This is a genomic window from Verrucosispora sp. WMMD703, assembly GCF_049178935.1.
Classification (GTDB): domain Bacteria; phylum Actinomycetota; class Actinomycetes; order Mycobacteriales; family Micromonosporaceae; genus Micromonospora; species Micromonospora sediminimaris.
This window is the reverse complement of record NZ_JBMHMM010000004.1, coordinates 2,060,438-2,077,611: the sequence shown is the minus strand read 5'-3', so window position 1 is coordinate 2,077,611 and position 17,174 is coordinate 2,060,438. Positions and strand designations below refer to the sequence as shown.

15 protein-coding genes are annotated in these 17,174 nt (G+C 72.3%); 7 read left to right on the top strand and 8 right to left on the bottom strand.

Annotated elements, in window-relative coordinates; genetic code table 11:
- Positions 1–34 precede the first annotated feature (34 nt).
- Positions 35–997: a TIGR03557 family F420-dependent LLM class oxidoreductase gene (locus tag ACN26Z_RS10190; protein ID WP_282239463.1), complete on the top strand. Its 963-nt coding sequence runs from the start codon at positions 35–37 to the stop codon at positions 995–997.
- Positions 998–1,205: 208 nt separating this feature from the next.
- Here the strand turns inward: ACN26Z_RS10190 and ACN26Z_RS10185 are convergent, their stop codons facing one another.
- From ACN26Z_RS10185 to ACN26Z_RS10160, 6 genes are all read right to left on the bottom strand, one after another.
- Positions 1,206–2,030 (bottom strand): endonuclease/exonuclease/phosphatase family protein, encoded by an 825-nt coding sequence (locus tag ACN26Z_RS10185; protein WP_421460801.1) that lies wholly within the window; start codon positions 2,028–2,030, stop codon positions 1,206–1,208.
- Positions 1,996–3,486, bottom strand: a complete 1,491-nt coding sequence (locus tag ACN26Z_RS10180; protein WP_093402910.1) for a phosphatase PAP2 family protein — start codon at positions 3,484–3,486, stop codon at positions 1,996–1,998. Before ACN26Z_RS10180 ends, ACN26Z_RS10185 begins: the two co-directional genes overlap by 35 nt.
- A 72-nt stretch (positions 3,487–3,558) precedes the next feature.
- Complete coding sequence (locus ACN26Z_RS10175) at positions 3,559–4,575, bottom strand: YihY/virulence factor BrkB family protein (RefSeq protein WP_421460800.1); 1,017 nt, start codon at positions 4,573–4,575, stop codon at positions 3,559–3,561.
- A gap of 95 nt (positions 4,576–4,670) precedes the next feature.
- On the bottom strand, positions 4,671–5,666 hold the full coding sequence (locus ACN26Z_RS10170) for a diacylglycerol/lipid kinase family protein (protein WP_421460798.1): 996 nt from the start codon (positions 5,664–5,666) through the stop codon (positions 4,671–4,673).
- 188 nt (positions 5,667–5,854) lie between these two features.
- Positions 5,855–6,433, bottom strand: a complete 579-nt coding sequence (locus tag ACN26Z_RS10165; RefSeq protein WP_421460797.1) for a Clp protease N-terminal domain-containing protein — start codon at positions 6,431–6,433, stop codon at positions 5,855–5,857.
- The gene (locus tag ACN26Z_RS10160; RefSeq protein ID WP_093402906.1) at positions 6,433–6,669 is read right to left on the bottom strand and encodes an HTH domain-containing protein; all 237 of its coding nucleotides are present in this window, start codon (positions 6,667–6,669) and stop codon (positions 6,433–6,435) included. The genes ACN26Z_RS10165 and ACN26Z_RS10160 overlap by 1 nt, the downstream gene beginning before the upstream one ends.
- A 111-nt stretch (positions 6,670–6,780) precedes the next feature.
- On the opposite strand from ACN26Z_RS10160, the gene ACN26Z_RS10155 reads away from it, so the two are divergent.
- The 4 genes from ACN26Z_RS10155 (at position 6,781) to ACN26Z_RS10140 (ending at position 11,489) form a co-directional block, all read left to right on the top strand.
- The gene (locus ACN26Z_RS10155; protein ID WP_421460795.1) at positions 6,781–7,143 is read left to right on the top strand and encodes a hypothetical protein; all 363 of its coding nucleotides are present in this window, start codon (positions 6,781–6,783) and stop codon (positions 7,141–7,143) included.
- Positions 7,144–7,248: 105 nt separating this feature from the next.
- Positions 7,249–8,079, top strand: coding sequence for a universal stress protein (locus ACN26Z_RS10150; RefSeq protein WP_093402904.1), 831 nt, complete (start codon positions 7,249–7,251; stop codon positions 8,077–8,079).
- Positions 8,080–8,194: 115 nt separating this feature from the next.
- On the top strand, positions 8,195–10,588 hold the full coding sequence (locus ACN26Z_RS10145; protein ID WP_421460793.1) for a phosphoketolase family protein: 2,394 nt from the start codon (positions 8,195–8,197) through the stop codon (positions 10,586–10,588).
- 13 nt (positions 10,589–10,601) lie between these two features.
- The gene (locus ACN26Z_RS10140) at positions 10,602–11,489 is read left to right on the top strand and encodes a universal stress protein (protein ID WP_093403196.1); all 888 of its coding nucleotides are present in this window, start codon (positions 10,602–10,604) and stop codon (positions 11,487–11,489) included.
- Positions 11,490–11,538: 49 nt separating this feature from the next.
- Here the strand turns inward: ACN26Z_RS10140 and ACN26Z_RS10135 are convergent, their stop codons facing one another.
- The gene (locus tag ACN26Z_RS10135) at positions 11,539–13,458 is read right to left on the bottom strand and encodes a heavy metal translocating P-type ATPase (protein WP_421460792.1); all 1,920 of its coding nucleotides are present in this window, start codon (positions 13,456–13,458) and stop codon (positions 11,539–11,541) included.
- A gap of 176 nt (positions 13,459–13,634) precedes the next feature.
- Between ACN26Z_RS10135 and ACN26Z_RS10130 the strand changes: the two genes are divergently transcribed.
- Positions 13,635–14,642, top strand: coding sequence for an Acg family FMN-binding oxidoreductase (locus ACN26Z_RS10130; RefSeq protein WP_421460791.1), 1,008 nt, complete (start codon positions 13,635–13,637; stop codon positions 14,640–14,642).
- Positions 14,643–14,763: 121 nt separating this feature from the next.
- Entirely contained in the window at positions 14,764–16,437 is a 1,674-nt protein-coding gene (locus ACN26Z_RS10125) for a GAF domain-containing sensor histidine kinase (protein WP_093403195.1), read from the top strand.
- A gap of 57 nt (positions 16,438–16,494) precedes the next feature.
- Here the strand turns inward: ACN26Z_RS10125 and ACN26Z_RS10120 are convergent, their stop codons facing one another.
- Positions 16,495–17,133, bottom strand: a complete 639-nt coding sequence (locus ACN26Z_RS10120) for a response regulator (RefSeq protein WP_093402900.1) — start codon at positions 17,131–17,133, stop codon at positions 16,495–16,497.
- Positions 17,134–17,174 lie beyond the last annotated feature (41 nt).

The following is a 17,174-nucleotide window of genomic DNA, read 5'->3' as shown; positions in this document are numbered from 1 at the left end:
GGAATGACCCGCCCCCGGCTCGAAGGAGACGTCAATGGTCAGCATCGGCTACACCCTGATGTGCGAGCAGGCAGGTCCGAAGGAACTCGTCGACCACGCCGTGCGGGCCGAGGCGGTCGGCTTCGACCACCTCGTCATATCCGACCACTACTACCCCTGGCTGGAGTCGCAGGGTCACTCGCCGTACGCCTGGTCCGTGCTGGGCGCTGTCGCGCACGCCACCTCCCGGGCGGCGCTGATGTCCTTCGTGACCTGCCCGATCCGCCGTTACCACCCGGCCGTGGTGGCACAGAAGGCCTCGACGCTGGGCGTGCTCTCCGACGGCCGGTTCACCCTCGGCCTTGGTGCCGGGGAGAACCTCAACGAGCACGTGGTGGGCGGTTGGCCGCACGTACAGCAGCGGCACGAGATGTTCGAGGAGGCGTTGCAGATCATCCGCCCGCTGCTCAACGGGGAGACGTTGACCTTCTCCGGTAACCACTTCGACGTGCCGGACGCCTACCTCTGGGACCGACCCGACACCCCCGTGCCGATGGCGGTGGCCGCCTCCGGCCGGCAGTCGGCGACCCTGGCCGCCGAGTACGCCGACGGCATGATCGCCACCGATCCGGAGCCACGCCTGGTCGAGATGTACGAGCAGGCCGGCGGGGCCGGACGTCCGCGGTACGGGCAGGTGGCCATCTGCTACGGCCCCGACGAGGCCGAGTGCCGCAAGATCGCCCACGACCAGTTCCGCTGGTTCGGCCTGGGCTGGAAGGTCAACAGCGACCTGCCCGACACCGACTCCTTCGAGGCGGCCACCCGCAGCGTGCGTGAGGAGGACGTGGCGGCCGGGCTCTCCTGCGGCCCCGACGTGGACAAGCACGTGGCGGCGTTCAAGAAGTTCGTCGACGCCGGCTTCACCCACGTGGCACTGGTTCAGGTCGGCGGCGACAGCCAGCCGATGTTCCTGGACTGGGCGCAGGAACAACTGCTGCCCCGACTGCGTGACCTCTGAGCAGGAAGGTGTGACAGTCGATGCGTATCGGCAACACGGAGATCCGCCCCGCCGGCGGCGGCGTCGGCTGCCTCCTGATGATCCTGTTCTCCATCGTCGCCTCGATCGTCCTGACCGTCCTGCTCAACCTGCTCCTGTGACTTCGGACGGGTGTTGACCAAGAGGTTTTGGTCCCGACACGCCGACGTCGGAGACCAGAACCTCTTGATCAACCCGGCAGAGGCGGGGTGAGGGCGAAGTCGGCTAGTAGGGGGTAGTGGTCGGAGGCGTGGTCGGTGTGGGGGGTGCGGAGCACTCCTACGTGGGTGAGGTGGGTGGCCAGGGTGGGAGTCGCGAGCAGGTAGTCCAGACGCATGTCGGCGAACTCGGCACCACCGTGGGCGGTCGGCACAGTCGGTCCAGCGTCCGCTCCGAGATCCACCAGCCCGGCGGCGAGCAGCCGGGCCACCGCTCGGGTCTCCACCGTCCGCCCGTCCCGACGCAGATGCCGGCGACGGTACGCGGGCGGTAGCCGACCAACCTGGTCGGCGTGCCCGGCGTACGGATCGAGGGTGTTCAGATCACCGGCGAGCAGCGCCAGGCCGTCGTGGCGGGGGCGCAGCGCGGCGACCGCCCACCCCGCCTCGACCAGCCGGCGCGTGCCCGAGTACGGGTCGAGGTGGGTGCCGAGCACCGTCAACGGACCGGCGTCGGTGCTCACCACCACGCGTTGGGCCGCGTGGTGGAACGGCCGGCGTACCGGCGCGGCGGCCAGCACCGGCCACCGCGGGGCCACCAGCAGTGCGACCGGCTGCCCCAGCCAGGAACGGGCCACGAACGGGCGGAGCCCGACGCCGCTGGCCAGGCCCGCCACGTCGAGACCACCCAGCTCCTGCAACGCGAGTACGTCCGGCCGCTGCTCGGTGATGACCCGGGCCACCAGCTCGCGCCGGTCCGGACCGTCACGGTCCCGACCGCCGGTGCGGATGTTCCAGGTCATCACCCTCAGCACGGCAGGCTCAGCCCGGCTGGCCGGCCCGAGCAAGCTCGTCATCGAGAGTGTCCACGTCCTCCGACTCGATGGCCGGCTGGTTGCCCTGCCGGACGTCCTCGTTGGGGCGCACCACCCAGTACAACAGCCCGATCCACAGCGAGGTGAGCAGGATCGCGCCCATGAAGTCCGTCGGGTGGTGCATGCCCCGGTACATCCGGGAGATCGCCACCCCGACCGGCATCACCACGGCGAGCGCCACGAAGACCCACCGCCACCACCTGTCGGTCCGGGGGAAGACGATCACGGCGATCGCGACCCAGATGCAGAGGCTCGCCGCGATGTGCCCGGACGGGAACGACGAGGTCGGCATCGGGCCGTCCAGGTTCTCCACCGGCGGGCGCGGCCGGTCCACCGCCGCCGCGCTGGCCAGGAAGAGGGTCAGCTCGCCGAACATGGTCAACGCCACGAACAGCACCGGCCGCCAACGCCGCCAGATCGCCAGCACCAGCGGGCAGAACACCAGCGAGATCGCCAGGATGGCGTGAGTGTCGCCGACCTTGCTCCACCACCAGCTGAAATCGTCGAGCGAGGCGGTACGTTGCTCGGCGAACCAGTTGGGCACCGTCTCATCGAGGCTGGCCAGGAAGGTGTTGTCGGCGTGGTAGCTGACGAACATGCCGAAGCCGTAGAGGGCGCCGAACACCAGCACCCAGCCGACGATGATCTCGGCGATGCCGGCTCGGGCGTGCGGCAGCAGCTTCTCCTCGTCCGGCGCCGGCGCCACCTCGTGCCCGGCCTCCGGCTCCAACCCCTCGGTCAGCGGTGCCGCGGGCCGTCCCCGCTCCAACCGCCACAACCGGAAGGCGTACGCGGTGACGCCCAGCCAGGCCGCGCCGAGCAGCCAGGCACCGATCACGTCGGAGAGGAAGTGCACGCCGAGCGCGACCCGGGTGAACCCGATCAGGAAGACGACGGTGGCGACCAGGGCCATCGCCGGCCGACGCCAGCGGGGTGCCATCGCCGGCAGGAACACCAGCAGCAGCGCGCCATAGGCCACCATCGACCCGAGCGCGTGGCCGCTGGGGAAGCTCTGCCCCGCGTACGCGCCGATCGGCACGTCCACCTCGGGGCGCAACCGGTCGACGAGCGTCTTGAGCGAGGGGTCGAGGACCAGCGCGCCCACGCCCGTGGCGATCAGGAACACCGCGAGGCGACCCTGCCTGCGGATCAGCAACCCGACCACGGCCACGGTCACCAACCAGATGATGACCGTCCGCCCACCGAGGTCGGTGATGGCGTTGAGCACCGTCACCAGCGGCCCGATCGGCGCCACCTGGTCGTTGAGCCACTCGGCGACACCGTGGTCCACGTCGTACAGCGGCGACCACCGCACCCGGACCAGCACCAGCAGCAACCCGAAGCCCACCCCGGCACCGAGCACGAGCGCCAAGCCGGCGAGCGTACGTTCGGTGAAGTGTCCGAGGGGTCGTCGCAGTACGTCCCTGACCGCGCCCACGGCAGCCTCCTTCGCCTCTGGCGTGCCGCAGTACCCGGTACGCCGTCGCGGTACACCCGGCGACACCGTGGGTCAGAGCGCGGTCATCTCACCGGTGTCGTGCACGGGAACCCGCTGCGCCTTCGGCTCCCACAGGTCCGGCCTTGCCGGCTCCTGCACGCCGATGCGTACCGCCTCGAGTTGCGCCGCGAACGAGAGCCCCCCGAACAGCGCCATGCCGGTGAGGTTCGCCCAGAGCAGCAACGCCATGATGCCGGCCAGCGCGCCGTAGGTCTGTCCGAAGTCCTCGCTGAACCGCACGTAGCCGGCGAGCCCCAGGCTGGCCAGCCACCACAGCGCGGTGGCGATGCCGGCACCGAACAGCAACCAGGACAGGCCGGGCTGGTGGCGTCGGGGCGCGTGGCGGAACAGCACCGCGACGGCGAGCACCGTCAGGCCGAGACTGAGCGGCCAACGCACCAGATCCCACACCGTGCTGGCGACGTCACCCCAGGCATAGTGGCGTTCCACCGAGTCGCCCATCGGACCACCGCCGACCAGGATGAGGAACCCGGCGAGGGCCGGGAGACCGGCGCTCACGGCGAGCACGGCCGCCCGCAGGTACTTCCACAGCGCGGGCCGGTCCCGTTCGACGCCGTAGATGCGGTTGGCGCCCCGCTCGATCTGGGCCATCGTGCTGGTCAGCGCGACCAGACCGGTGATCAGACCGAGAGCGAGCGCCACCTCACCGGTCTCCTCGGCCCGCTCGGCGCCCGCGTCGTCGCCCCCGCCGAGCAGCTCGGCGACCATCTGATCACTGGTGCCGGGGGTCAACGCCAGCACCGTGTCGGCGACCACCTCACCCCCCTCGGCCACGCCCAGCTCGGAGATCAGCCCGGTGAGGGCGATCAGGAACGGCACCACCGCGAGACAGAGCTGGAACGCGAAGGCTCGGGAGTGACTGAACCCGTCTCCGTAGCGGAACCGGGTGAAGGCGTCACGCAGCAGGTGCCAGCCGCCCTCCCGGCGCAGCGTCTGCCAGGCATGGTCGGCGCAGAGCTGCTCGTCGGACATCAGCCGGGTCTCCGGCACGATCTTGGTGCTGCTCACCGTGCGGCCCCTTCGTTCGCGACTGCGGGGCTCGCAAGCTCACTCCTCGCGCTCACCGAGCCCACCCTTCGTTCGCAACTGCGGGGCTCGCAAGCTCACTCCTCGCGCTCACCTCGGCCCTCCTCGACGAGGCGTTCGCCCCGCTCGGCGGCGGCCGACGCGTCCTCGGCCAGATCCGGAGCCTGCTCCGGTCGCGGTACGCACAGCCACAACGCCCGCCGCCGAATCTGCACCCGCAGCTCGCGGCCCGGTTCGATCAGGTCGCCGTCCAGCTCCCGGGGCTGGCTCCGGTTGCTGGTTATCTCCACTCGACGGGCGCGGTACACCTCCAACCGCGGCACCCGGTCGCGGCGGAGCAGCACCGCCCAGCCGAGGGAGAGCCAGTGCCGCAGCGTGCGCGGAGTCAGCACGGCGACGTCGAGGTACCCGTCGTCGGGCTCCGCCTCGGTGAGCAGGGTGACCCCGCCCTGGAGCCGGCCGACGTTGGCGACCAGCACCGAACGGGCGCGACGGCGCAGCGGTGCCTGGTCGTCCAACCGGATCCACACCCGCATCGGTCGGTCCCGCAGGTGTCGCGCGGCTCCCACCACGTACGCGGGCCAGCCGATCCGGCGCTTGGTCGTCTCGCTTGTGGCATCGAGCATCTGGGCGTCGAAGCCCATGCCGGCCATCACCGCGAAGTGGTGCCCGTCCACCTCGCCGACGTCGAGCAGGCGCCGACCACGCTCGATGGCCACCGCCAGCCCGGCGGGCAGTTCGTCGGAGAGTCCCAGGTTGGCCGCGAGCAGGTTGCCGGTGCCCTGTGGCAGCACGGCGAGCGCCACCTCGGTGCCGACCAGGGCGTCGACGCAGGCCATCACCGTACCGTCGCCGCCGCAGGCGAAGACCACGTCGACCCCGGCGGCGAGGGCCTTCTCGGTCTGGCCGCGACCGGGATCGTCGGGGGTGGTCTCGAACCACAGCGGTTCCGGCCAGCCGGCCGCGTCGAGCGTGTCGCCGACGGTACGGCGCAACGCGTCGAGATCGGTCACCTTTACCGGATTGACCACCACCGCGCTGCGCAGCGGCCCTTCGTCCCGTCCAGCTTCCACGGCGTCAGTGTGCAGCACCGTGCCGCGTTCAGCGACCCGACACCGATGTGCCTCGCCCCACCCGCCCCCACCACCACCTCCCACCGGCGATCTTGCAGTTTTCATCGGTGCATATGCTGACAAAAACCTCACAACGGCGACCGAAAGTGCAAGATCGCGGAGGTGGGCGCGGGAGGGGGTGGCGACGGTTATGCGCTGGCGCGCAGGGCGAGCTCGACGCGGTGGCGGACGTCGGCCAGGTCGACGCCGGCCTCGGTGAGCGCCAGCGCGGCAAGCCCGTTGCCCTCCCGCAGCAGGCCGAGCAGGAGGTGCTCGGTGCCGATGTGGCGGTGCCGCAGCCGGATCGCCTCGCGCAGCGACAGCTCCAGCACCTTCTTGGCGCGGGCCGAGAACGGACCACCGCTCGGCCGACGTCGGCCCCATCGGCGGCGTGGTGCCGGCACCGCCTCGCGTAGGGCGTCCGGGCCGAACGACTCCTCGATCCGGGCGACGATGGCCGACAGGTCGATGCCGATCTCACGCAGCGCCGCCGCGTCGGCCTCACCCAGGCCACTGCCCCCGGTCTCGGTGTGGTGACGGATCCGCTCGCGCAGGTCGTCGGCGGTGACCCCCGCGTCCCGGAGCACCCGCACGGCCAGGCCGTCACCGTCGGCGAGGATGGCGAGCAGGAGGTGCTCGGTGCCGACGGGCCGCTGCCCCTCGGCGCGGGCCTCCTCGCGCGCCCGCCGCACGGCCGCGCGGGAACGGTCGGTGAATCGTTCGAACATCACGCCTCCCAGGAGGAATCGACCGCCGGTCGCCCGGCGTGCTTCTTGTGCACCGCCTGCCGGCTGACCTCGAGCGCGTCGGCGATCTCCTGCCACGACCAGCCCTGTCGCCGGGCGTTGTCGACCTGGACCACCTCAAGCCGTTCGAGCAGCCGGCGCAGGGCGCGGACGGCACGCAGACCGACCCGGGGGTCGGTGCTGCCGGCCGCCGCCGCGAGTTCCGTCGCCTGACTCATGCTGTCAACCTACATTGACACCAGCCGGGCGTCAACCCCAGTTGACACCCGCCTGGTGCCGCTAGGGTCGTGCCGCGTGGGGTGCCGCGCCAGCCGTCGGTCGGGGGTCCAGTGAACCGAAACGAGAGTCACGAGCCACGCCGCTTCACGCTCACCGACCTGACACTTGAGGTGGCCGGCGGCAGCGTGGTCGGCAACCGGTACCGCGACAACTACGACGTACTGCACGTCGATGCCACGCTTCCCTTCGCCGTGGTGGCCGACGGAATGGGCGATGGTGAGGGCAGCCGTCGCGCCGGTGCCGCCGCCGTACCGACGTTCGCCGCGCTGGTCCGCGAGGCGTGGCCCGAGATCGGGGCAGACCGGCTACGCACCGTTGTCGACGCGGTCCGGAATCTGCTGCGCGCCTCACTGGACGCCGGTGGGATCGACAATGCCAGCGCGATCGTGCTCCGGGCCTCGCCGGCACGGTGACCACCCACCGGGTCGGGCTGCCGTCCGGCGATCACGCCCCGGGACGGCACCGGCGCGACTAGCCTCAGACGCAGGCCAGGTGCCACAGCTGCGGGGGTGATGCGGATGGCCGCCGCCAGCGACGCGCCGGTTCTCGTCGGCGTCGGCCCGGAGGATGCCCTGCCGGTGGCCCGCCTCGCCGCCCGGGTCGCCGCCGCCCACGGACGCGGACTGCACCTGCTGCACGCCTTCAACTGGGCCGCCTTCGACGCGCCGGCGGTTTCCAGCTCCCGGGCAACCGCAGAGCAGTTGCTCGCCGAGGCGACCGCGGCGGCCAACGAGAACGAGCCGGGCGTACCGGTCACCGCCGAGATCGCCGAGGGCTCGGCGGTGGCGAACCTCGTCCGCAGGTCGGAGACCGCCTTCCTGGTGGTGGTCGGCGACGGCGGGATGGCCCACTGCGACCGTTGCATCCCGGCGGACAGCCCCGCCGTGCAGGTGGCCGCCCGCGCCGAGTGCCCGGTGCTGGTCGCCCGGCGGGAACCGCCACCCTCCGGCCCGGTACTGGTCGGCATCGACGGCTCGGCCTCCAGCGAGATCGCCCTGGACTGGGCGCTCACCTGCGCCACCCGGCACGAGGCACGGCTGCTGGCGGTCTGGGTGGTGGACTCCGACGGCATCGTCGAAGAGGCCGCCGAACGGCTCAGCGAGACGGTGTCCCGCCACCGGGTCGACCATCCCGACGCCGCCGTCGAGTGCCACGTCATCCAGGGCGAGCCCGGTGACGTGCTCGTCGACCAGTCCCGCTCGGCACAACTGGTGGTGGTCGCCGCCCGGGGCGAGGAACCGGCGCGCGGGATGCTCGGCGCGGTCAGCCAGTCGCTGCTCTACCACGCCCCGTCCCCGGTGCTGGTGATCCGTGGGGTGACCGGCACACCCGACCCGGACGGGTCGTGAAACCCGGACCGGCGGGACCAACGGCCCTGATCCAGGATCGCCGATTCGGCCAAGCTGACAGAGGAAACCGCGTTGCGGATGCAGGATTCACCGACCCGCGAGAGGCTCAAGCAGTATGGACACCGCCGTAGACCTGCGAAGCCCCCTGACCGATGACGAACTGCGCCGGCTGGACGCCTACTGGCGAGCGGCGAACTACCTCACCGTCGGGCAGATCTACCTGCTGGACAATCCCCTGTTGCGCGAACCGCTGACCCCCGAGCACGTCAAGCCCCGCCTGCTCGGGCACTGGGGCACCTCCCCCGGGCTGAACCTGATCTACGCCCACCTGAACCGGGCCATCGTGGCGCGCGACCTCAGCGCCATCTACATCACCGGGCCCGGGCACGGCGGACCGGCGCTGGTGGCCAACACCTGGCTCGAAGGCACCTACAGCGAGCTGTACCACGACATCGGCCGCGACGAGGCCGGCATGGCCCGACTGTTCCGGCAGTTCTCCTTCCCCGGCGGCATTCCGAGCCACGTCGCGGCGGAGGTGCCGGGTTCGATCCACGAGGGCGGCGAGCTGGGGTACGCGCTCAGTCACGCCTACGGCGCCGCCTTCGACAACCCCGACCTGCTGGTCGCCTGCGTGGTCGGAGACGGCGAGGCGGAGACCGGTCCGCTGGCCGGCAGTTGGCTGTCCAACGTGTTCCTCAACCCTGCCCGCGACGGGGCGGTGCTGCCCATCCTGCACCTCAACGGATACAAGATCGCTAACCCGACGGTGCTGGACCGCATCCCCGAGTCCGACCTGCTCGACCTGATGCGCGGCCAGGGTTACCAGCCGTACGTGGTGGCCGGCGACGATCCGGCCAAGGTGCACCAGAGCCTGGCCGCCACCCTTGACCGGGCGCTGGACGAGATCGCGGAGATCCAGCGCCGTGCCCGTTCCGGCGCAACCGTCGAACGCCCGCGCTGGCCGATGATCGTCCTGCGTACCCCGAAGGGCTGGACCGGGCCACGCGACGTCGACGGCAAGCATGTGGAGGGCACCTACCGCGCCCACCAGGTGCCGCTCTCCGCGGTCCGTTCCAACCCGGAACACCTGGCCGAACTGGAGCGGTGGCTGCGCAGCTACCGACCGCAGGAGCTGTTCGACGCGACCGGCGCGCCGGTGGCCGAGGTGGCCGATCTGCCGCCCCGGGGGCCACGGCGGATGAGCGCCAATCCGGTCGCCAACGGCGGCTCCCTGCTGCGCGATCTGGTCCTGCCCGACTTCCGCGACTACGCCGTCGAGGTACCCCGCCCCGGTGCGACGATCACCAGCGCCACCGGTGAACTCGGCAAGTGGATCCGCGACGTGATCACCGCCAACCCGCAGACGTTCCGCCTGTTCGGCCCGGACGAGGTCGCCTCCAACCGGCTACAGGCGGCCTTCGAGGTCACCGGCCGGGCCTGGATGGCCGGCACGGTCGACGGCGACGATCACCTCTCCCCCGACGGGCGGGTGATGGAGGTCCTCTCCGAGCACCTGTGCCAGGGTTGGCTGGAGGGCTACCTGCTCACCGGCCGGCACGGCATCTTCACCAGCTACGAGGCGTTCATCCACATCGTCGACTCGATGGTCAACCAGCACGCCAAGTGGCTCAAGGTCACCCGTGGCATTCCGTGGCGGCAGCCGGTGGCGTCGCTGAACTACCTGCTCTCCAGCCATGTCTGGCGGCAGGACCACAACGGTTTCTCCCACCAGGACCCGGGCTTCATCGACCATGTGATGAACAAGAAGGCCGAGGTCGTGCGGGTCTACCTGCCGCCGGACGCCAACACGCTGCTCTCCACCATGGATCACTGCCTGCGCAGCCGTCATTACATAAACGTGGTGGTGGCCGGCAAGCAGCCCGCGCCCAGCTGGCTCACCATGGACGAGGCCATCGCGCACTGCCGGCGCGGCGTGGGCATCTGGGACTGGGCCAGCACCGACGACGGCAGCGAGCCGGACGTCGTGCTCGCCTGCGCCGGTGACGTGCCGACGCTGGAGACCCTGGCCGCAGCCGATCTGCTGCGCCAGCACCTGCCCGAACTCAAGGTCCGGGTGATCAACGTCGTCGACCTGATGCGGCTCCAGCCGGCCGCCGAGCACCCGCACGGCCTGCCGGATTCCGAGTTCGACACGTTGTTCACCCGCGACAAGCCGATCATCTTCGCGTACCACGGCTACCCGTGGCTGATCCACCGGCTCACCTACCGCCGGGCCAACCACGACAACCTCCACGTACGCGGGTACAAGGAGGAGGGCACCACCACCACGCCGTTCGACATGGTGATGCTCAACGACCTGGACCGCTTCCACCTCGTGATCGACGTTATCGACCGGGTACCGGGGCTGGCCGCCCGCGCCGCGCATCTGCGGCAGGAGATGACCGACGCCCGCCAGTCCGCCCGCGACTACACCCGCCGGTTCGGCGAGGACGACCCGAAGGTGGCCGAGTGGCGCTGGGTCCGCGAGACCGACCCGACCAACCCGTGAGGAGATGCCCATCATGAGCGAGCACGGCGCAGGCGCGGAAATCCTGGTGGGCTACGACGGCTCACCGGACGCCGCGGCGGCCCTGGAGTGGGCGCTGGATCAGGCCCGCCGCGACGGCCGGCCGGTCCGGTTGGCGTACGTCTTCGAATGGCTGACCGTGGCCGGCTGGGTGGGTCCGGGCGTGACGCCGGGGATGTGGCCCGACGAGCAAGCCCGCCGGCAGGTCGAGGAACTGGTCGGCAAGGCCGCAGCGGACGCCGCCGCCACCCATCCGGGCCTGGACGTACGCGGCGAGGTGCTGGACGGTCCGCCCGCCCTGATCCTGGAGGAGGCTTCGACGCAGGCCGGCCTGTTGGTGCTGGGCAGCCGTGGGCACGGCGGTTTCGCCGGTCTGCTCGCCGGCTCGACCGCGGTCAACGTCACCGCGCACGCGCACTGCCCGGTGGTGGTGGTCCGTCGCCGGCCGGCCGAGAGTGACCGGGCCGGGCACGTCGCCGTCGGGGTGGACGGCTCGGAGCATTCGCTGCTGGCCCTCGGCTTCGCCTTCGAACAGGCGGCCCTGCGTCGGGTGCCGCTGCACGTGGTGCGGGCCTGGCAGCCGCGACGCGAACAGTGGAGCCTGCGCGGCGAGCAGGCCCGCGACGCGGCGCTGGCCGACCAACGGGCCGAGGTGGACGAGGCGTTGCGTCGCGGGCAGGAGAGTTTCCCCGACGTCGAGGTGACCGTCGAGACGGCCGCCGCCGCGCCGGCCGGTCTGCTGATCGACGCCAGCCGCAACGCGCAACTGGTCGTCGTCGGCAGCCGGGGACGCGGTGGGCTGCGGGGGATGCTGCTCGGCTCGGTCAGCCAGCAACTCCTCCAGCACGCCCACTGTCCGGTCGCGGTGGTCCGGGAACGGTGAGGCGCGCCGTGGGCCGGGAACGCTGAGGCACGCCGGGGGCCGGCCGCTGTCAGGCCGGCCCACGGCGCCCACCTCGGAGCGCGCGCAGCGCGTTGAGGATCACCAGCACGTCGATGCCCTCCTGAAGGAACGCGCCCGCCACCGGTGGCAGCCGACCGGCCGCCGCGAATCCCATCGCGAGCAGCGCCAGCCCCATCCCGACCGTGGCGCTCTGCACCGCGATCCGGCGGGCGTACCGGGCCACCTCGACCGCGTCGGCCAACGGATCAAGGCGGTCGAGACTCAGCACGGCGTCGGCGACATCGGCCGAGGCGGTCGCCCCGGTGGCCCCCATTGCCACGCCGACATGCGCCTCCGCCAGCGCCGGAGCGTCGTTCACCCCGTCACCGACCATCACGGTCACCGCCCGGTCGGCCTCGGCTCGAACCCGGCTCACCTTCTCCTGCGGGGTGCACCGGGCCAGCACGGCGTCGACACCCACCACGTCGGCGACCCGGCGGGCATCCTCCGGCCGGTCCCCGGTGACCATCACGATCCGGGTGAGCCCGGCGGCACGCAGCCGAGCCACGGTCCGGCGGGCGTCGGGGCGTACCGGATCCTCCAGCAGGACCGCGCCGAGCGGCCCGGCCTCGTCGGCCACCCAGACCAGCGAGTGTCCCGTCCCGCCGGCCCGCCGGCTGGCCAGCTCGGCCCACTGCGGCAACGTCCCGGGGAACTGGCCGACCCGGATCCGCCGCCCGTCGACCCACCCGCTCACCCCCCGGCCCGGCTCCTCGGTCACCTCAGCCGGGGTGACCAGCCGTAGGCCGCGCTCACCGGCGGCGCGCACCAGTGCCGCCGCCAGCACGTGCGAGGACAACTGCTCCACCGAGGCGGCCACCCGCAGCACCTCGTCGGGGTCACCGCCGGGAGCCACGACGGTATCGGCGACCCGGGGACGGCCGGCGGTGAGCGTTCCGGTCTTGTCGACCAGCAGGGTGCGCGCCCGACCAAGGACCTCCAGCGAGCCGCCGTCGCGAACCAGCACCCCGTGCCGGGCCACCCGGGACAGTCCCGAGACGATGGCGATCGGGGTGGCCAGCAGCAACGGACACGGTGTCGCCACCACCAGCACCGCCACCGCCCGGAGGAACTCGCCGGAGAGCACCCAGCCCAGCCCGGCCAGCACCAGTGTGAACGGCACGAAGGCGGCGGCGTACCGGTCGGCGAGCCGCACCGTCGGTGCCTTGCGAGCGGTCGCCTCCTCGGCCAGCCGGACGATCCCGGCGTACGTGCTGCGCTCGGCGCTCTCCGTGGCCCGCAGGCCGAACGCGGCCCCGGCGTTGACCACACCGCTGGACACCCGGGCCCCGGCCGCCCGCTCGACGAGCCGGGACTCCCCGGTCACCACCGACTCGTCCAACGTCGCAGCGGTCTCGGCGACACCGTCGACGGCGACCACGTCACCCGGGCCGACAAGTAACCGGTCACCGACCGCCACCCGGTCCGCCGGCACCACCTCGACGCCGCCTTCGGCGGTACGACGGCGCGCGGTACGCGGTGCCCGCTCCAGCAGCGCCCGCAGGTCCCGGGTCGCCCGGCGCTGCGCGTACGCCTCCAGGGTCCGCCCGGTGGCCAGCATCACCGCGACCACCGCACCGGCCAGGTACTCGCCGACGACGAGTGCTCCGCCCAGCGCCAGCACGGCGATCACGTCCACACCGAACCGCCGCCGCAGCAGTTCCCGCAGCACCGACGCGGCAGCCGGCAGCAGCGCGACCAGGGTGGCCGCCGCCCACCACACGTCGGCGGCGCCCGGCTGCCCGGCCAGCCGCACCGCCGCACCGGCCAGCACCAGCAGCGTGAGTCCGGCCAGCGGGACCCACAGCCACCAGTTCCGGCGACCCGAGCCGGAACGCTCCGGTCCGGGTCGCGCCGGCCGGTCCGGCAGGCACTCGCCCCGGTCATCCGCCGACCGTCGCTTCCCCACCTGCGGATCGTCTCAACCGGGTCGGGCGGAGCGGAGCGGAACACGGGTCACAGGTCCCGCCCGGTCGGGCCGTGCGGATCCTGCGCGCCGCCGACCGATGTCGCACGATGAACCGGACCGCACCCACAGCCGTACGGAGGTGCGGCACGATGGGCAGAGACGGAAAGGTCGTGAGGATGAGCCACCAGACGCCGGCTACCCACCGCCCGCTGACCACCGCCCTCGCGGAGGCCGCCGCGATGGCCGGTCACGCGCCGTCGGTGCACAACAGCCAGCCGTGGCGCTGGCGGGTGCTACCCGACGCGTTGGAGCTGCGGATGGTGCGCGACAGCAGGTTGGCCGCCACCGATCCGCAGGGCGAGCTGGTCACCCTCAGCTGCGGTGCGGCGCTGCACCATGCCCGGCTGGCCCTGGCCGCCGAGGGGTGGGCGACAAGCGTGCAGCGGATGCCCGAGCCGGGCGACCCCGACCTGCTCGCCCGCCTCACCGAGCCCCGGGCCACCGGCGCCGACCCGGACGCGATGCGGTCGGTGCAGTGCATGCAGGTGCGGCACACCGACCGGCGTCCGGTCAGCGACGAGCCGGTCTCCGACGACTCGTTGAGCGCCATCGCGTCGGCCGCCGGCCGGGAGGGTGCCCGGTTGGAGATCCTCGATCGCGACCAGGTGCTGCAACTGGCCGCGTCCGCCTCACACGCTGCCACGGTCGAGGCGGAGGATTCCCGGCTGCGGGAGGAACTGGAGTACTGGACTAGCCGCGCGGGCGGCACCGGGCTCACCCCGGAGGTGCTGCCGGAGCAGCCCGCGCAGACCACCGTGCCGGGCCGGGACTTCGGTCGCCCGGGCACCCTGCCGGTCGGGCCGGGGCACGATCGGGCAGCGTCCTACGCGGTGCTCTACGGCGACCAGGACGAGCCGGTCGACTGGCTCCGTGCGGGCGAGGCGCTGTCGGCCGCCTGGCTGGCCGCCACCCGACTGGGTGTTTCGATGGTGCCGCTCAGCGGCGTGGTCGAGGTGCCGGCCACCCGGCAGACCCTGCGCCAGCTGCTCTCCGGGCTCGGCCACCCGTACCTCGGCCTGCGCCTGGGGGTGGCCGACCCGGCCCACGCCGGCCCACCGCACACCCCGCGACTGCCCCGCGAGCAGGTGGTGGACACCTCGGCGGTGTCCGGCGACGCCGCCTAGCGCGGCATCCGGGCACCACGCCCGGCCGGCCGCGGGCGTTTCCGCGCCGCCGGTCGCCGGATAGCATCGCCGGGTGACTGTCGGCGCACCCAATCCCCGTCACGAGCCACCGTCGCTCGGCCTGAGCCCGCTCTCCCGGGTCCGCCTGGACGAGCTGCTCCAGGAGATGCTCGATCGTGTCGGCGAGGTGGTGACCAGCCGGGAACGCCTACGGGCGCTGCTCGACGCGGTCGTCGGCATCGGCACCGACCTGGATCTGCGCAGCACCCTGCGGCGCATCGTGCAGGCGGCCTGTGACCTGGCCGGGGCCCGCTACGGCGCGCTCGGGGTGATCGGCCCCGACCGGATGCTGCACGACTTCATCACCCACGGCATCTCCCCCGAGCTGCACGCGAAGATCGGTGACCTGCCGCACGGCCGGGGGGTGCTCGGCCTGCTCATCGACGAACCGAAACCGGTGCGGATGCCGGACATCACCCAGCATCCGAACTCGTACGGCTTTCCGCCGCACCATCCGCCGATGCACACCTTCCTCGGCGTGCCGGTCCGCATCCGCGATCAGGTGTTCGGCAACCTCTACCTCGCCGAGAAGCAGGGCGGCGCCGAGTTCACCGAGGACGACGAGGAGATCGTCGTCGCGCTCGCCGGAGCGGCCGGCGTGGCGATCGAGAACGCCCGGCTGTACGCGCTGGCCAACCGCCGGGAACGCTGGCTCGCCGCCACCGCCGAGATCACCTCGCTGCTGCTCGGCGAGGTGCGCCGCACCGACGCACTGACCCTGGTGGCGCGGCGCGCCCGCGAGGTCGCCGAGGCCGAGCTGGCCCTGGTGCTGCTCTACGACGAGGAGGCGGACCACTTCACCGTCGAGGTCGTCGACGGCGTCGGCGCCCAGGCCCGCGCGCTTGTCGGCACGGTGCTGCCGGCCGCCGACACCAGCTTCGCCGGTCCGGTGACCCAGGGTCGGCACGACTCGGTGGAGGATCTGGCCCACGCCGCGCCGTGGCCGGCGGTGCTGCACACCGGGCCGGCGGTGATCTCTCCGCTGGCCACCGCCGACACCCTGCACGGTGTGCTGGTGATCGCGCACAGCGCCGACCACGGCGGCGCCACCGACGACGACGTGGCCCTGCTGGGCAGCTTCGCCGGTCAGGCGGCGCTGGCCATGGAACGCGCCCGTGGCCAGGAGGAACGCGAGCAGCTGGTGGTGCTGGAGGACCGCGAGCGGATCGCCCGGGACCTGCACGACGTGGTGATCCAGCGGTTGTTCGCCACCGGCCTGCAACTACAGAGCGCGGTGCCGTTGACCGCGCGGCCGGAGGTCGCCAGGCGGATCAACGCCGCGGTCGACGACCTGGACACCACCATCAAGGACATCCGCCGCACCATCTTCGAGCTGCGTACCCCGATGAGCGCGGCGCTGCGCACCGAGATCCGCGAGGCGGTGGAAGCCGCCGCCGAGTCGCTCGGTTTCCGGCCGAGGCTGGAGCTGACCGGGCCGATCGACAGCGCCGTGCCGGACGAGGTCCGCCCCGAGCTCGCCGCCGTGCTCCGCGAGGCGCTGTCCAACGCCGTACGCCACGCCGAGGCCACGGCGGTGTCGGTTGCGGTACGCGTCGACGCCGCCCAGGTGGCCGTCACCGTGACCGACAACGGGGTAGGTTGCGACCCGGCCGCCGCCCGGGGCGGGCTGGTGAACCTGCGCGAACGCGCCGAACGGCACGGCGGCACCTTCGAGGTACGCGGCGCCCAACCGCGCGGCACCGAGCTGCACTGGTCGGTGCCGCTGGTGGCCTGAGCCGCTGCGACCCGCCCGTGACGGGACTGCGCGGGGGGCCGGGCCCGGCGGGTGCGGTCAGTGGGTCTTGCCGAGCAGGCGGGTGGCCAGCACCGCGGCCTGGGTACGGCGTTCCAGGCCGAGCTTGGCCAGCACGCTGGAGACGTAGTTCTTCACCGTCTTCTCGGCCAGGAACATCTTGCTGGCGATCTCCCGGTTGGTCAGCCCCTCGGCGACGTACTCCAGGATGCGCCGCTCCTGCTCGGTGAGGGACTGCAACTCGCGGGGCTGCTCCACGCCGCTGCGGATGCGATCCAGCACCCGGGTGGTGATCGCCGGGTCGAGCAGCGACTGGCCGGCCGCCACCCGGCGTACCGCGTCGACGAGGTCGGTGCCCCGGATCTGCTTGAGCACGTACCCGGAGGCACCGGCCATGATCGCCGCGAACAGTGCCTCGTCGTCCTCGTACGAGGTGAGGATCAGGCCCTTGATCGAGGAGTCCACGGCCCGGATGTCCCGGCACACGTCGATGCCGTTGCCGTCGGGTAGCCGGGCGTCGAGGATCGCCACGTCGGGCCGCAGCGCCGGAATCCGGCGGGCCGCCTCCTGGGCGGAGCCGGACTCACCGACCACCTCTATGTCACCACTCGCGTGCAGCAGGTCGGCCAGACCACGACGGACCACCTCGTGGTCGTCAAGCAGAAACACCCGGATCATCCCCCCTTTCTACCCCCTCCCGCCCACCCCCACCCGGGCCA

What these genes read in the sequence shown, in the direction of transcription:
- ACN26Z_RS10190 (WP_282239463.1), top strand. Translation starts at nt 35, where the DNA reads ATGGTCAGCATCGGCTACACCCTGATGTGCGAGCAGGCAGGTCCGAAG.
- ACN26Z_RS10185 (WP_421460801.1), bottom strand. Translation starts at nt 2,030, where the DNA reads ATGACGAGCTTGCTCGGGCCGGCCAGCCGGGCTGAGCCTGCCGTGCTG.
- ACN26Z_RS10165 (WP_421460797.1), bottom strand. Translation starts at nt 6,433, where the DNA reads ATGTTCGAACGATTCACCGACCGTTCCCGCGCGGCCGTGCGGCGGGCG.
- ACN26Z_RS10160 (WP_093402906.1), bottom strand. Translation starts at nt 6,669, where the DNA reads ATGAGTCAGGCGACGGAACTCGCGGCGGCGGCCGGCAGCACCGACCCC.
- ACN26Z_RS10150 (WP_093402904.1), top strand. Translation starts at nt 7,249, where the DNA reads ATGGCCGCCGCCAGCGACGCGCCGGTTCTCGTCGGCGTCGGCCCGGAG.
- ACN26Z_RS10145 (WP_421460793.1), top strand. Translation starts at nt 8,195, where the DNA reads ATGGACACCGCCGTAGACCTGCGAAGCCCCCTGACCGATGACGAACTG.
- ACN26Z_RS10140 (WP_093403196.1), top strand. Translation starts at nt 10,602, where the DNA reads ATGAGCGAGCACGGCGCAGGCGCGGAAATCCTGGTGGGCTACGACGGC.
- ACN26Z_RS10130 (WP_421460791.1), top strand. Translation starts at nt 13,635, where the DNA reads ATGAGCCACCAGACGCCGGCTACCCACCGCCCGCTGACCACCGCCCTC.
- ACN26Z_RS10120 (WP_093402900.1), bottom strand. Translation starts at nt 17,133, where the DNA reads ATGATCCGGGTGTTTCTGCTTGACGACCACGAGGTGGTCCGTCGTGGT.